Annotated in this window: 13 protein-coding genes and 1 rRNA gene; 4 read left to right on the top strand and 10 right to left on the bottom strand. The window is 33.5% G+C overall.

Annotation, left to right across the window (positions count from 1 at the left end):
- Window positions 1-84: 84 nt before the first annotated feature.
- The 3 genes from VKJ25_RS14605 to VKJ25_RS14595 form a co-directional block, all read right to left on the bottom strand.
- Window positions 85-1,278 carry a glycosyltransferase family 4 protein gene (locus tag VKJ25_RS14605; protein ID WP_324237363.1) on the bottom strand — a complete coding sequence of 398 codons (1,194 nt, stop codon included), beginning with the start codon at window positions 1,276-1,278 and terminating at the stop codon, window positions 85-87.
- A 364-nt stretch (window positions 1,279-1,642) separates the two neighbouring features.
- Complete coding sequence (locus VKJ25_RS14600; protein ID WP_324237362.1) at window positions 1,643-1,852, bottom strand: DUF6200 domain-containing protein; 210 nt, start codon at window positions 1,850-1,852, stop codon at window positions 1,643-1,645.
- A 718-nt stretch (window positions 1,853-2,570) separates the two neighbouring features.
- Window positions 2,571-2,870 carry a DUF6312 domain-containing protein gene (locus VKJ25_RS14595; protein WP_324237361.1) on the bottom strand — a complete coding sequence of 100 codons (300 nt, stop codon included), beginning with the start codon at window positions 2,868-2,870 and terminating at the stop codon, window positions 2,571-2,573.
- Between the two features lie 748 nt (window positions 2,871-3,618).
- On the opposite strand from VKJ25_RS14595, the gene VKJ25_RS14590 reads away from it, so the two are divergent.
- Window positions 3,619-4,860: a serine hydrolase gene (locus VKJ25_RS14590; protein WP_324237360.1), complete on the top strand. Its 1,242-nt coding sequence runs from the start codon at window positions 3,619-3,621 to the stop codon at window positions 4,858-4,860.
- A gap of 368 nt (window positions 4,861-5,228) precedes the next feature.
- Here VKJ25_RS14590 and VKJ25_RS14585 read toward each other — a convergent pair whose 3' ends face one another.
- From VKJ25_RS14585 to sufB, 7 genes are all read right to left on the bottom strand, one after another.
- On the bottom strand, window positions 5,229-5,837 hold the full coding sequence (locus VKJ25_RS14585; RefSeq protein ID WP_324237359.1) for a cytochrome b/b6 domain-containing protein: 609 nt from the start codon (window positions 5,835-5,837) through the stop codon (window positions 5,229-5,231).
- A 182-nt stretch (window positions 5,838-6,019) separates the two neighbouring features.
- A complete protein-coding gene (locus tag VKJ25_RS14580) occupies window positions 6,020-6,397 on the bottom strand; it encodes a DUF4177 domain-containing protein (protein WP_324237358.1) in 378 nt (125 codons plus the stop codon).
- Window positions 6,398-7,013: 616 nt separating this feature from the next.
- The gene (locus VKJ25_RS14575) at window positions 7,014-8,276 is read right to left on the bottom strand and encodes a SufS family cysteine desulfurase (RefSeq protein ID WP_324237357.1); all 1,263 of its coding nucleotides are present in this window, start codon (window positions 8,274-8,276) and stop codon (window positions 7,014-7,016) included.
- 763 nt (window positions 8,277-9,039) lie between these two features.
- Window positions 9,040-10,401, bottom strand: a complete 1,362-nt coding sequence (sufD, locus tag VKJ25_RS14570; RefSeq protein ID WP_324237356.1) for a Fe-S cluster assembly protein SufD — start codon at window positions 10,399-10,401, stop codon at window positions 9,040-9,042.
- Between the two features lie 500 nt (window positions 10,402-10,901).
- The gene (gene sufC / locus VKJ25_RS14565) at window positions 10,902-11,678 is read right to left on the bottom strand and encodes a Fe-S cluster assembly ATPase SufC (protein WP_324237355.1); all 777 of its coding nucleotides are present in this window, start codon (window positions 11,676-11,678) and stop codon (window positions 10,902-10,904) included.
- A 395-nt stretch (window positions 11,679-12,073) separates the two neighbouring features.
- Window positions 12,074-12,280: a four helix bundle protein gene (locus tag VKJ25_RS14560; protein WP_324237354.1), complete on the bottom strand. Its 207-nt coding sequence runs from the start codon at window positions 12,278-12,280 to the stop codon at window positions 12,074-12,076.
- A gap of 388 nt (window positions 12,281-12,668) precedes the next feature.
- Complete coding sequence (gene sufB / locus VKJ25_RS14555; protein WP_324237353.1) at window positions 12,669-14,105, bottom strand: Fe-S cluster assembly protein SufB; 1,437 nt, start codon at window positions 14,103-14,105, stop codon at window positions 12,669-12,671.
- Window positions 14,106-14,591: 486 nt separating this feature from the next.
- On the opposite strand from sufB, the gene sufR reads away from it, so the two are divergent.
- The 3 genes from sufR to rrf form a co-directional block, all read left to right on the top strand.
- Window positions 14,592-15,290, top strand: coding sequence for an iron-sulfur cluster biosynthesis transcriptional regulator SufR (gene sufR, locus VKJ25_RS14550; RefSeq protein ID WP_324237352.1), 699 nt, complete (start codon window positions 14,592-14,594; stop codon window positions 15,288-15,290).
- A gap of 99 nt (window positions 15,291-15,389) precedes the next feature.
- On the top strand, window positions 15,390-15,755 hold the full coding sequence (locus VKJ25_RS14545; RefSeq protein ID WP_324237351.1) for a hypothetical protein: 366 nt from the start codon (window positions 15,390-15,392) through the stop codon (window positions 15,753-15,755).
- Window positions 15,756-16,126: 371 nt separating this feature from the next.
- Window positions 16,127-16,239: ribosomal RNA gene (gene rrf, locus VKJ25_RS14540) — 5S ribosomal RNA — on the top strand; the annotation flags it as partial.

The following is a 16,239-nucleotide window of genomic DNA, read 5'->3' as shown; positions in this document are numbered from 1 at the left end:
TACCGTATCATCAATCGGATTTTATATAATTCCTATCCTTATATTAAGTAAGTCTGACTTTGATATGGAAAAATCGGATTCGATTTATCCAGCTTCTTTATCTTGCTCTATTGAGTTTAGTTTCTCTAAAGGCAGTGATTTTGAATCGTTTATTATACTTAGGATATCCCAAGCCACCCTTGACCAACTATAATATAGTTCAGCCAACTCACGACCTGTTCTTCCCATTGCTTCACTTTCCTTGGGTTTAGATAATAAGTAATCTATCTGCTTGGCAAAGGCATTCGGATTTTCATAATCTGTGATGACAATACCGTTTTTCCCAGGCACAATTACTTCTGGGTTTCCTCCCCTAGCGGTAGTAATCGTACATAGTCCAGTTGCCATTGCCTCGTAATGAACTCTAGCTAGAGGCTCTTCCCATTGAGAAGCACATACAAATATATCACCTAATAGGAAATAATCTGCAACTTCTGATGGAGGAATAAATCCTGTCATCTGCACTGCCGATCCTAATTTTTCGGCTTTTCCTTTAATCTCACGAACATAATCATTTTCGTTGTTATTACCATACCACTTACTTCCTACTAGCAATAGTACAGCAGATGGGTGTTTTTTGATTACTTTGGCGATCGCAGATATTAAAATATGTGGTCCTTTTTTATCTGTTAACCTGCCCACACAAAGGATTACTTGTTTACCTTCTAAACCATGAGCTGCCAACATTTGTTGGCGTTTTTCTCCCCCCCCTTCTGTCCATCTTGGCTGAAAACGCTTGAGGTCTACTCCAGCATATACAGGTTGTAGCTTGTGTTTATATTCTGGAAATAACTTGGCTATCCCATCAGCAATAAATTTACTTACCGTGACTACCTTTTCTACTCGATCCAAGCATATTTTTGCTTCTTCTGGTTCTATCTTCTTAGTATGGAACATTTCGTTGTGCATACTTAGTAGAAACCGAGTATTTGGAGCTGCCTTAGCAACTATTGGTAAATATTTGGGACGATTGTATATTACTATCCAATCAAATTGTTGTCCTGCTACAAAATCTGCTACTGCTTGATAGTATTCTTCTGATGTTGTTCTACTAGCACGTTGGTAGCGAATATTTTCTCTAATTTCCCGATCTGGTAGTTCTGGGTCTGCTAATGAGAATACTGTGATTTCATGTTCTCGTTTTAGGTAGGGTAGAATACCATCTATATATGTTTGAATAGCTCCACCTCGTATACAAGGTACTGGCAATTTTTCTGTACAAACTAATAGTATCTTCACTTGATCTATTTCAATTCCTTGTTTAACTGAGGTGATTTATTTTTTTTTATTTAAGTTATCTATATGCCCTATACCCTTCTTCAGAAAGATTTTGGGATCATTTTTATATCATTTAAACGGAAATTGCATCAAAGCAATTTCCGCGCTTTTCAAGTCTAGTTACTTGGTTAGGTAATTAATAGGTATCTATCTTAATTCAATAGAATTATTCCTATTTGCTTGAAATTATACCAACAGGACTTAGGCAAAGAAACCCGTTTTCTAAGAGTAATCGTTGTTTTCAGCAGTAAAAATCTACGCTCCTACCTGGTTTATGGGTTGGAGCTGTTTTAGTCCTGACCAAGTTATTACTCGGCATCAATTTCTATTTTTTCTTAACAACAGCAATTACAGGTTGTATGTTCTCTGCAATTTCACCTGATTCTTTTAGTTGTTCGATCGCTTTAGCTATTTTTCTAAATAGTTTACCTTGACCATAATGCAAGTCTTTAATATCATCGCTATCTGCTGAACCAAACTCCAGTATGATGGTGTTTGCTTCCTGGACTTTCTTTTTATCTCCAGACATTACCATTTTTTATTTCTCCTCATCAAAATTTTCAGTCAAATACCATCACATACCTAAAATCTACTCTCTAAATAACATTAATATCTCTTTAAGAGATTTTTTTTAACTCGGCTTACCCATGAATCCTATTAGTAGGGTGTATTAGCCTCAGCTTCACAGAACCATACGCTGTATATGTTGCCTTTGCTTAAGTCCTGTATAAGCTTAATGTCATATTCTTGATTTTGATTTAAGTATTTTGTTTGGCAATGATTTGGTAACTAACCACAACGTTAGTAATCAGGAATAAATTTACTAACAGGACTTACGCAGATGATCCCAGAAACCAAGTTTATCGTAGACTGCTATTGCTCAAAAACAACGATTTATCCTAGAAACCGGGTTTCGTATGCGTAAGTCCTAACTAACTAATGTGGCTGTTACGAATGGAATTATTTTTTTTATGCTATTTTGGGATTCAAGTTGTCTAGGTGCTAAACAACTAACACACGAGATAACCTATTAGTCAACAAGCTTTTAATAGTGCTTGAAACCTTACCAACTTTAACGATATGAGAATTAAAGGTATTCTCAACTCTCAATGTCTTAGGTTATCCCTTGAATGACACTGCTTGCCTAGTAAGTTATTCTTTTTAACAGATACTATTAAAGTTAGCATTGATTTTTATGATCTCTTTGATTCAGATCATCATTTTTTTGCTAACGTTACGATTTTCCCGGAATATTAAAAAGGGCTAAAAGGAATTTTAAACTTACCTAAAGCTTTGGTACTGTTTTTTGGTAAATCTTTGATCCAACCATCTCTTTTTTTGGAGTTAGACTTTTCGTGACCCTCTCTGTATGCGGTGGTTGCCTTATCAAACTGTTTAGCTAAATCTAATACAGGCTTCTCTAGCATTCCTATACTTTGTTTTTTCTTTTTCTTCTTGGTTTTTTTACTGCCACTAATCGTATCTGGAATACCACCAAAATCTGCGTCGCTACGCAGAACGGTTACTGCTTTGATCTTTTTATCTGAGGCCATATTTTTTCTCCTTTTATTTTAAGAGTTGCTATTATCTTAACATAATTTTGTAAATAAAACACTTTTTTGTAAATAAAAAGTAAATTTTATCCACTTATTTTTATGGACAACTACTAAATACTTTTTCCTGAATGAATACCTATGCTTCAAGGTTTATCTATTAAATCAACATATAGATATCAGGCTTGATTTTTTAGATATTGCTGAAGATAGGTAAGTTGGGCACTAATCAGTGGATGACTATAATCATATTTGATGTTACTTTAATAAAGTTACTCATCATTTGTCCCTAGTTTCATTTTGACTTGATAGTCCCAATTTTTAATTTTATTATTGCTATGAAAATCATAGTTGATTTAAGCTGCATAAGGGACAAATACTATTGCCATACAATTATTTATTATATAAAAATATGACCCTATCATTTCATTCAGATTATTGAAAGTAATAACTGATAATTATTTTTAATTTTATCAAAAAAATATATCAGTTTTAATTAGTACCTTTTGGTAATTTAGATTACAGATAAAAATTTGCCAACCTATTAAAATAAATGATTCTGAAATTATGCAAATAATTTAAGTAAATTTAAAGATGATTATAGTACAATACCCTCATCATCCTCTTTAAAGATACTGGCCTCTAAATCAATTTTCTGAATTATAGTTGAAAATTTAAGTATATATTATAGTAGAGTCTTGATAGAGAAGAAAATTATTATCACTTATATTTCTAATATACTATTCAAATGCAAGCAGAAAAGCTACCACCTAAGACATTTAGTCGTCGAGTTCGTCCATCATATCCGGTAGTTAAGCAACGACCAGTTAAAGTACCTCGACGAGTTAAAACTCAAAATGCAAAAGTAATATTATCAAAGTTAAAATATAAAAATATATTGATTTTAGTTGCTTTACTAATGACAGTTAGCTGGGTTATTAGTTTGCCTTTTAGAGGCCGTCCAGTTTCAGAAACATCTATATCTACTCCTGAATCTTCTCTATCACCTACTCTTGTACCACCTTATGTTTCCCCAGTTCCAGAACAACCTCTTGAAGATTTAGGGTTTGCCTATAATGTTCGTAAAGAACCATACAAACGCTTTAGTTCACAGTTACAAGAAGTAGTTAATGAATTAGTTAATATTGTTACAGAAAAAGGGCTACCTACAGAGTCTTTATCTATTAGTTTAATAGATGTTAGTAACCAAGATGTTCACACATTTGCTGGATATCAAAATCAAGTTTTGAGATATCCTGCTAGTGTGGCTAAATTATTTTGGATGGCTGCATTTTATGGGGCAGTTGAACAAGGTTTGATTGATGATGAATCTAAGTTCCATGAAGATTTAAAATTGATGATGCAGAAGTCTCATAATGATTCTGCTGGTATAATTTTGGATGCAATTACTAATACGAAATCCGGAGATGAATTAGCAGGAGAAAAATTAAATACTTGGTTAGAAAAAAGAAAGTCAGTCAATGATTTTTTTCAAAAAGCAGGTTATCAAGGTTTAATTGTGAGTACGAAAAATTACCCTATATATTCTCCTAGTCAAACTGGTCCGGTAGGTCGCGATCGCCAACTAAGACAAGAAAATGGTAAGTTTCTGAGCAATTTAATTTCCACTGACCATGCTATTCGATTAATGTATGAAATATACACTAGGCAGGCAGTTTCACAGAAATATAGCACGAGAATGGCTTATTTATTAACGAGAGATTTAAGACCGGGAGCATTGCCAGATGATACTGACAATATTAAAGGTTTTTTGGGTGAGTCTTTACCTCCTAATATTTATTTTGGTTCTAAAGTTGGTTTGACTACTAAACATCGTATGGAGGTAGCGTTTGTCAGAACTTTGGATGATAAAGCTATTTATATTTTGGCTATTTTTGGAGAAGATGCTGCTTATCATAATGATCAGGAGATATTTCCTCAGTTATCTCGTTATGTTTATGATCGCATGATAGCTATGACTAACAATTAATAATTACCTCTTCTTAATAAAAAAGAGGATTAACTAAAAGGAATTTGTTTATTTTTTCTCCATTCATGGAGAAACTTTATACCTTTATTTTCCGAGCATTTATCAGTTATTGTTACCTTCTACTGAAGTATTTTTTTTACATTATGGAGTGTCAAATGTGAATTTTAATGTAAAGAAGCAACTATCTTTCAAAACTAAAAATTGACAATAGGAAAAAAGTATTTTGGCAAATATGAGATACACCGGAAAAATTCAGGTATAAAGGCTTTCTATTCATGGAGAAAAAAGAAAAAATCATAATTTTAGTCAGTTCTCTTATTTATAAAAAAGAGTTTAGCAATTAATAATGAACAATGTTAATTATTGAATTACCATCTAGGGTGTTTTAACCAAACTATAATTTTTTCTAGCCATAATTTCGGGCTTTCTTGGGGCATATATTTGGTATTAAACATGGATAAAATGAGAGGATATCCACCTACTTTAGTACTCATTAATAAGTGAGTAGCGATCGCCAATAACATGATTAGCCAACTTATCAGATGCAGGGAGTACCAAAAATGATAAATTTCACCATTAGCCAACCAATTTTCATTTTGAAATTTCCCTGAACCTATTGATAGTATTGCTGAGAATAAAATTGTGGTATTCACTGCGCGATGCAGTGTATACCACCAAATATTTTTACCCACGTTCTTTGTCAATTTTTGCCAATCATCTGATTTGACTAAACGGCTTTTACCAACTTTAATACTAACTATAATAAATCCCAAAAATACAAAGAATAAAGCAAAAGCAAAAGTTCCATGAATATCTATTAAACTACGGTTTTTGATAGTCAAACCGATTTTGCCAAATCTACCATCCCAACTGTCATAAACCAAAAATCCTGTAATTATACAAGCTATTACTAATAAACCATTGATATTATGAAATAAACGGAGCAAAAAAGGTTGATATGGTTTAGTTTTTGACATAATTTTTTCTATTTCTTCTATCTTCAGCTTGACAGTATGATAGCTTTTTTTTAGTATGATAAATTGTCTTTTGATATTTTTGCTATTTTCCCAATTAAACAAGGGATAGCTTTGAAATATGGCAGCAGGAAAGGGGATTGGCAGTTAGGTTTTTTCCACATTTTGAAGATAAGAATTAAGATTTATTTTTGTCTTTTGAAAATGAGGATATATAATCCTCGTCCGTTAGTAGGATTAAAAACAACATCAGTTTGACTTAATTCCCATCCATCTTTTCCAGCATTATTTAAAGCTTCTGTATATTGGCTTCTTTCTTGCTCACTTTGAGGAAAACCAAATTGATATTCAACTTTATATTCATATTTTATCTTCCTACTCTGAGCTAACTTTTCTGAATTTATTGATTCAATTTTTGGCTCGGTTTTTTCTTTAGTTTCAGGAAGAGAAGTTGCTAAAGTTTGATAGGGTGAAAAAATTAAGGCTACTGCTAGGAAAATAATCGCAATATTCAAAATAATTAAGTTAATAACTATCAGTTTATTTAGATTCCACTCTCTCATAATAACCTCTATTAGTTGGAAAAAATTTGTAATTTGATAAATTATAAACCTGTAGGGACGTTGCATACAACTTCCCTACTTTTTGGTTTTCAAATCACATTTTTGATTTGGTTTGGAGACCCAACCCCTACTATAAAACGTTACAATTTATATTAGTAAAAAAAATTGAACATTTTATAGCAGTATGATTAACAAAGTTTGTAGAGTGCGTTTTTGCGTTTCGCAAAGCTGCGTTTTTCATGCCGCGCAGCGAAACGGCTGAGATTAAACATGAAAATACCCACACAAATTAACTATAAAAAGGCATTTAATAATCTGTCGTAACGCACCGTTTTAGCTTGGGTTTGGTCTCCAAACCCCTACTATAGAACCCCTAAGCTGCTCTATAAAATTAGCTGGGGAGTAGGGGAGTAGGGGAGTAGGGGAGTAGGGTAGATGGTGCATAATGGGGGTATTTTTATACTTTTTTCTCTATTCTATTTCTGGAAATCCTCACTCCTGACTCCTTTCTTTAAATCCTCACTTTTGCAAAGATACGATTAGGGGTTCTATAAAATGTTACAACTTATATTAGTTGGAAAAAAAATTTCTTCTTTCTTCTTCCTTCTTCCTTAGTTTAACCCATAATATTAGCAAAAAATTCGATTGTGTCTTTTAAAGCAATAATAAAAGCATCAATATCATCACGAGTATTATAGAAAGATAAACTTGCTCTTGCGGTGGATGAAACTTTTAAATATTGATGTAAAGGTTGAGCGCAATGATGACCAGAACGAATAGCTATTCCTGCTTCATCTAACATTGTTGATAAATCATTGGGATGAATATTTTCTACTGTAAAAGATGCTAATGCTGCTCTACCTTCACCATCACTATTTGGTTGAGGTCCGTAAATAGTAATTTCAGGAATTTGACCTAATTTTTTAAACAAATAAGCAGTTAATTCTGCTTCATAATTATGGATATTTTCCATACCTATATTTGTCAGATAATCTACTGCTGCACCCAGAGCGATCGCTTCTCCAATAGCTGGGGTTCCTGCTTCAAATTTATGGGGTAATTCTGCATAGGTGGAATGGTCAAGAAATACTTCGGAAATCATTTCACCTCCTCCTAAAAATGGTGGCATTTCTTCTAGTAATTCTAATTTTCCATAGAGAAAACCAATACCAGTAGGAGCGCACATTTTATGACCTGAAGCTACTAACCAATCACAGTTTATTTCTTGTACATTTACTACAGTATGAGGTACACTTTGGCAAGCATCTATTAAGACTTTGGCTCCATTTTGATGAGCAATTGAACAAATTTCTTTGACTGGATTAATACAACCTAAAACATTAGAAATATGACCGACTGCTACTAACTTGGTTTTGTCGGAAACTAAGGTTTTATATTGTTCTAAATTAAATTCTTGAGTTTCTGTTAGTTCGACAAATTTTAAAACTGCTCCAGTTTTTTGAGCAATCATTTGCCAAGGAACAAAATTACTATGATGTTCGATAACAGAAACAATTATTTCGTCTCCTGGTTTGAGATTATTTAAACCCCAAGAATAGGCAACTAAATTAATAGCTTCACTAGCATTTCGAGTATAAACAATTTCATTCCGAGATGCAGCATTAATAAAAGTAGCTACTTTATCTCTTGCTCCTTCATAAGCATCTGTTGCTTTGGAGCTTAAAGTATGAATACCTCGGTGTACATTGGCATTATATTTGAGATAATATTTCTGCCAAGTATTTAAAACTGTTAGAGGTTTTTGGGAAGTAGCAGCATTATCTAAATAAACCAGTGGTTTACCATTTATTTTCTGATTTAAAATTGGAAAATCTGCGCGGGTTTTGTCTGCTAAAGTTTTTTCTTGAATAATAGTCATCTGTTTCAGTTATCAGCTTTTTCAGTTATCAGTTATCAGTTATGATAATCTATATTGTAGGGGCGAATGCCATTCGCCCTTACACATATTGATAAATCCTAGAGGTTTTTGGGAAGTATTTTACTATATAGTTTTTGGCAAAGTAAAAACTCCAAATTTGGTAGGGGTTTGGTCTCCAAACCCCAAGATATTAAATTTTACCGATATTATCAGATTTGATGTTAAAGGATTATATGAGTTTGAATATTACATAACTGCAAAAAAATCCTTTTCTGAATATGTTCATTGGTGAAAATTTCAATTTTGGTAGAGGATTGGGAAGCCAAAATCCTAGGATATTGAATTTATATTTTCAGAACATTTTCTGAATATGTTCATTGGTAAAAATTCTAAGTTTGGTAGGCGTTTGGTCTCCCAACCCCCAAGATATTTAATTTTACCGATACTATGACATTTTACATCAAAGGATTGTATGAGTTTGAATATTACATAACTGCAAAAAAATCCTTAATTAAACCATATTGAATTATTAGTATTTCCAGTCATGGAGGCAAGAAAAATCTGAAATTTTATTAATAGTTTCAGAACCTTTTCTGAATATGTTTATTGGTAAAAATTACAAGTTTGGTATCGGGTTTGGAGACCAAATCCCCAAGATATTTAATTTTACCGAAAGTCAACCATAACATAAATCTAAATCAACTTTTTAATTTACCTTCCTCCTTCTTACTTCCTCCTTCTTACTTCTTCCTTCCTCCTTCTTTTAAACCTTACAAGCAACACATTGTTTTAAAATTTTTTGCAAAGAAGGTAGAGGCATTTTATTCAGAATTTCAGCGGCAAAAGCATCAATTAATAAATTACGACTTGCCTCTTTATTTATACCCCGACTTTGTAAATAAAACACCTCATCATCTTCCAACTGACTAACAGTTGCTCCATGAGAACATTGCACATTATCCGCAATAATTTCTAACTGCGGTTTTGTATCAACCCTCCCTCCAGAAGAAAGTAATAAATTACGATTTAATTGAGCAGCATTTGTCAATTGTGCAGTTTGAGAAACATAAACTTTGCCATTAAATATAGAATGTGCTTTATCATCAACAATACACTTATAAATTTGCTCGCTCACACCATTCGGATGATTCAAAATAATGTTGCTATGAGTATCCGCTTCTTGCTCATTACCAATAAACGCTAAACCATAAAGATTAGTTTCCGTTCCCTCACCCATTTGAGTAACTTGTAAATTATGACGAAATAACCTCCCTCCTAAATTAATAGCATTACCAGTATAACGACTATTTTTAGCTTGAGCGATCGCTGTTTTGCCGATATGAAATGCTGCTCCTGCATCTCGTTGTATCCTGGTATGATTAATTTCTGCATTTTCCTCCACCCATATTTCTGTCACCGTATTTGTCAGATAGGGTTGAGAAGTTGGTGCTTCCGGACAAATTATTTGTGCTGTCACACAATGCTCAACTATTGTCGCGCTACTATTACATTCAGCTACTACTAAACAACGACGTTGAGTCAATATGGGAACTTCCGTCTGAGTAGCAATAAATAATAGATGTATTGGTTTCTCCACCACCGCATTTTTTGGCAACCATACCACCGCTGCATCAGTTAAACCAGCAGTATTCAGGGAAGTAAATACTTCTTGAGTTCCTGGTTGTTTCGCCAAATAATTACCGATGCGCTCTTGATATTCGGTTGGTAACTGTCCCAAGTTGCCCACAAATACCTCATTTTCTATATCTGTCAGGGATGACAACTTTGGTGCAAATACTCCATTCACAAATACCAAGCGACTATTTATTGCTTCCGGTAAAATCAAGTGAGCAATATTTAAAACATCTAAATTTACTGGAGCGGACGCTTGAAAATTTAACTTCATCATTAGAGATAAGTTATTAAAGCGCCATTCCTCATCTTGCTTAGTAGGGATACTCAACTCACGCACCCAAGTGGCTGCGCGATCGCGTACTTCTTCTAACCAAGTTGCCATTTTTGGATTTAGGGGGTACTCTGATGGTACAGTTGGAGAAACTTTTTTACAAGATTCTGCAAGTAATTTTTCTAAATAAGATATCTCTGGTTTTACGGACAATTGCATAATTTTTATGCGCTATGCGCTAGGGAATAGGGAATAGGGAAAATTAGACTTTCAAAGGTGACACTTCAATTATTAAGGAACCTAGAAACCGTGTTTCTCCTAGATGTTTCTTGTCAAAAATAATGGTTTACTTTAGAAATTCGGTTTCTTTGGGTAGTACCACAGGGGAACCCAGAAACCCGGTTTCTCCTAGATATTTCTTGTCAAAAACAATGATTTACTTTAGAAACTCGGTTTCTTTGCGTAAGTCTTGAAGTAATTAAAAAAAAGTGTTCATTTCAGTTATCAGTTAGGGGGAATTTTTGAAAGTTTCTGCGTAAAAGAAAAAAATCCTTTTCACCAATTTTCTTCTTTATAAGAAATTTCAACAGTGCCAAGTTCTAGGAATACCTATTGCTAGCCAATACTTTTAAAGCTAAAAGTTATAAACCTTCTATGTACTCTCCAGTAATAAATAAGAAGAGACAATTATTCATTATTAATTATTCATTATTCATTGTTTAAGTTTTTGCTGCTGCAACCACATCATCATAACCTTTTTCTTCTAATTCTAATGCTAGTTCTTTTGTACCAGTTTTAATAATTCTACCACCTCCGGTAACATGAACAAAATCTGGAACAATATAATTTAATAAACGTTGATAATGAGTAATTACTAACATAGCATTTGATTCATTTGCTAATTGATTCACTCCATTTGCTACTATCCTCAAAGCATCAATATCTAACCCTGAGTCTGTCTCATCTAAAATTGCTAATTTTGGTTCTAACAATGCCATTTGTAAAATTTCATTTCTTTTTTTTTCTCCCCCAGAAAAACCTTCATTTACACTCCGGTCTAAAAATTCTGGTTTCATCTTTACAATATCTAATTTATCCTGTACTAAATCATCAAAATCAAAAGCATCTAATTCTTCTAATCCTTGATATTTCTGTTTAGTATTATAAGCAACTCGTAAAAAGTCTAAATTGCTAACTCCAGGAATTTCTAGAGGATATTGAAAAGCCAAGAAAATGCCATTTAAAGATCGTTCTTCTGGTTCCATTTCTAATAAATTTTGACCTAAAAATGTCACTTCTCCGCCAGTAACTTCGTAAGCAGGATGACCAGCCAATACTTTAGAAAAGGTACTTTTACCAGAACCATTCGGACCCATAATAGCATGAATTTCCCCAGCTTTTATTTCTAAATTTAAGCCTTTGAGAATTTCTTTACCTTCGACATTAGCTGTTAAATTTTTAACAGATAAAATAACTTCACTATTTTCTTTGATCATGTCTTTTTGTAATTAATAATGAATAATTAATAATTAATAATTAGAGTTTTCTATATAAAAATAGAAACTTTCTATTTGATTATCAATTATTAATTGTTTATTGGTTGTTTGATTGTGCCGATTTAACAATAGCTATTTATAATTAATAATTAATAATTAATAAATTGTTTACTGGTTGTTTAATTTTGGCGATTTGACAATAGCTATCAGGAATTTAATGAATAATGAATAATGAATAATGAATAATTAGAGAGTTAGATAGAAAACTAGAAACTTCAAAAACTCTTTTATTATCAATTGTTTACTGGTTGTTTGATTTTGCCGATTTGACAATAGCCGTCAGGACTTTTAATAGCTCTATACAGTCTTGATTAATTGACTCAAACCCTTTGACATCAATATAATTTGCGTATAGGTAATAGCTCTAACCAATATAGAGTTTCATTGGCTTCTTTCAAGGCAATAGCCATTTTATGTACAAAGTCAGCATTACTTTCAGCGTATTCAGATTCACGCACCAAAGCTCCAATTGCTGTACCACTACGAAGTAATTGCTTTGATAAAACATACTCCCGTTTTTCTTGATTAAGATGTTTTGACAATTTAACAATTCTGCAAATGCAAATGCAAAGGATTTTTCTTTAATTACATTATTTTTCACAATTATAAATTATCAACTAGAAAGTACAAAATTCTGGGAATGACTATTGTTCCCTAAGTCTTTCAGCTTGTAGAAAAACTTTTTACTCTCCACCATTATTAATTATTAATTATCCACTAGCTAAATCTTTCAGATTTTAGAAAAACTTTGTACTTTCCAGCAGTAAGCATTCAGCTATAGGTGCATTATTCACAAAGAATAATTAACAGCTATAAATGAAATTGGTAATAACCTAACCTTAATCATTGCTTGATTTTTTTTAGGTATATGATATTTGAATGCTTACTTCCAGCATTATTAATTATTAATTATTAATTATTAATTATTCATTATCCAACTGTTCCTTCTAATTTCAAACTTAATAATTTATCAGCTTCCGCAGCAAACTCCATAGGTAACTCATTAAAAACATCCTGACAGAAACCACTAATAATCATAGACACTGCATCTTCAGCAGAAATACCTCTTTGACTAAAATAAAAAAGTTGGTCTTCTCCTATTTTAGAAGTAGAAGCTTCATGTTCAACTTTGGCAGTATTATTATCTACTTGAATGTAAGGAAAAGTATTAGCTTGAGCGCGATCGCCTATTAACATCGAGTCACATTGAGAATAGTTCCGCGCACCTTTTGCACCAGAACCCATTTTCACTAAACCACGATAACTATTAGCAGAGTTGCCAGCAGAAATACCTTTAGAAATAATTGTACTGCGAGTATTTTTGCCAATATGTACCATTTTTGTACCTGTATCTGCTTGTTGTTTATTATTAGTCAGAGCAACAGAATAAAACTCTCCCACCGAGTTGTCACCCACCAAAACACAACTAGGATATTTCCAAGTAATAGCGGAACCAGTTTCCACCTGCGTCCAGGAAATTTTAGAATTTATCCCCTTGCACAAACCGCGCTTAGTTACAAAATTATAAATACCACCTTTACCATTTTCATCCCCAGCAAACCAGTTTTGTACTGTCGAATATTTAATTTGAGCATTGTCAAGAGCAACAAGTTCAACTACCGCAGCATGAAGTTGGTTAGTATCAAACATCGGAGCAGTGCAACCTTCCAAATATGTTACTGAACTACCCGACTCTGCTACAATGAGAGTCCGCTCAAACTGACCAGAGTCACCATTATTGATTCTAAAGTAGGTAGACAAATCCATCGGACATTGTACACCTTTAGGAATAAAAACAAAAGAACCGTCACTAAACACAGCAGAGTTCAGAGCCGCAAAAAAATTATCCCCCACTGGTACAACACTGCCCAAATATTTTTCTACTAACTCTGGATATTCCTCCACTGCTTCCGAAATAGAACAAAAAATTACTCCTTCTTCCGCAAGTTTCTCTTTAAAAGTAGTCGCAATAGAAACACTATCAAATACAGCATCAACCGCAACATTACTCAGACGTTTCTGCTCCGATAAAGGAATGCCAAGTTTCTCAAAAGTCTCCAAAAGAGTAGGATCGACGTCGTCTAGACTTTTCTTCTTGTCTTGAACTTTTGGTGCAGAATAGTAAATAATATTTTGATAATCAATTTTCGGATAGTCTACCTGCGCCCAAACTGGTTCCTTCATTTGTAACCATTTCTGATATGCTTTGAGACGAAAGTTGAGCATAAACTCTGGTTCATTTTTTTTAGCAGATATCAAACGAACAATATCTTCACTCAGTCCGCGAGGAATAGTATCTGATTCAATATCAGTGACGAAACCATATTTATAAGGTTGATTCACTAAGGTTGTTACTTTAGCAGTCATTATATTTTTTTTCCTAGTTATATCTACTTAATTAGTAATACCAGAGGCTCTAGTGGCCTTTTTTTGAGTTTAACAACTTATTTGTTGTTTTAATATATTTTAGGTTACATTAACAACAGTGATGTTGTCAAAGTTTAGTAAAAATATTTTTTGTTGACCCAAAAACTGGACTAAGAAATAAAGTCCCAACTGTCCCTATTCGAGGAGATAAAAAAAGGAAGTAGTGCATTGTATTTACAGCAAGACACAACAGTGGGAGCATCTTGCTCCCATAAAAAAACATTTTGCTTCTCTACCAAGCATTACCTGTTCTTGTCCACCATTACTATGCAGGACTACCAAAAAAAGAAATTTCTGATTTTATGACCTTTCTATTACAGGAGGTACTGTTAACTGTTAACTGATTTTATGGCCTTTCTATTACAGAAAGTAGTGTTAACTGCTAACTGCTAACTGATAACTGATAACTGATAACTAATAACTGAAATGATGGAAACGACTCAACAAAATTCAACCAAACAAGAAATATTGCAACACTTGATGAAGCGAACTCAAGCTAGTGCATTAGAATTAGCTGAGTCGCTAGAAATTAGTCCCCAAGCCACACGTCGCCATTTAAAAGACTTAGAAGGAGAAGGACTAATCAAATATAAATCAGTAGCAAGTGGAATGGGAAGGCCACAACATATTTATGAACTGACAACTCAGGGACGCGATCGCTTTCCCCATAGTTATGACCAATTTGCTGTCTCTTTCCTAGATACCTTGGCCGAAACTATGGGACATGACCAAGTAAGCCAAGTACTACAGAAACAATGGCAACGTAAGGCCATGCACTATCGCCAACTATTGGGGACAGGTTCAGTGCCGGAGCGCGTGGCCAATTTAGTAGAGCTACGTAAAGCTGAGGGTTACATGGCAGAGTGGTATCCTAATCAACAATTCAAAATTCAAAATTCAAAATTCAAAAGTGATTCTACTGTAGAGGAATTTGAAGGTTATATCTTTATAGAACACAACTGTGCTATATCTAATGTGGCTGAATCTTTTCCCAGTGTTTGTGGCCATGAATTAGAAATGTTTGGGGCTGTACTGCCTGATTGTATTGTGGAGAGAACTCACTGGATAGTTAATGGAGAGCATCGTTGTGGTTATTTAATTACTCAGCAGAAGGAAGTTCATTAATTAATAATTAATAATTAATAATTAATAATTACTTTATTAACTATTTACTTTTATAATTTTCTTCTTACTTTTGACTTTTGAATTTTTACTTCAACATCTATGGAATTTTTAACACCCGAAGAGTCTGCTCAAGTTGATGGAGCGCTCCTAACTTCTAAGGATAAGTTTTCAACACGATTAGCTATTTATTCTTTGAGATGTTTAAGGCAAATAGCCGAGGAAACAGGTTTAACTCCAGAAGAAATACCTGCTGAACAGGTACAAACTTGGATTAAAAAGGATGAAAGTGTGAAGCAAAATTTAGAGATAGATGCTAATTTTGAGAACTTTTTTATTAAATTGGTAATGGCCTCTTTATCTCCTTTAAAGCAGGTTGCTCAAGAGTCTGCTGTACCACTTCAGGAGTTGACAGTCCAACAGGTGATTCAATGGTTTGAGAAAAAAGGTAGGCTAGACACGGATTAGGCCACGGATATACGGATTATGAGCAGATCGACTCTATTATTGGGTGAGCTGGTTTAGGAAAAATGGCTGATTTGAGCTGACAATTAGGTAGGCTAGACACGGATTAGGCTACGGATATACGGATTATGAGCAGATCGACTCTATTATTGGGTGAGCTGGTTTAGGAAAAATGGCTGATTGAATTTTTGGGAAACAAACAAAACTATAATTTTCTTCTTAATGCATGAATTTTGAATTTTGACTTAAAAATTTTGCTTAGGGGGTTGACATTTATAGAAAAGGTATTTATAGTTATAAATGTAAGGAAAAAAAACGCCTGCTAACTAAAAGCACTAAAGGCAAATATAATAAACTAATTATTATTAGCTTTTCCTGGTGTCTATGACGTAGTGGAACCACTCCGATCCATCCCGAACTCGGAAGTGAAACGCTACAGTGGCGAAGATACTCGGTGGGTAGCTGCCCGGTAAAATAGCACGATGCC

The sequence above is a fragment of the Okeania sp. genome (assembly GCF_035285525.1).
Taxonomy (GTDB): domain Bacteria; phylum Cyanobacteriota; class Cyanobacteriia; order Cyanobacteriales; family Microcoleaceae; genus Trichodesmium.
This window is presented reverse-complemented; position numbering and strand designations above follow the sequence as displayed.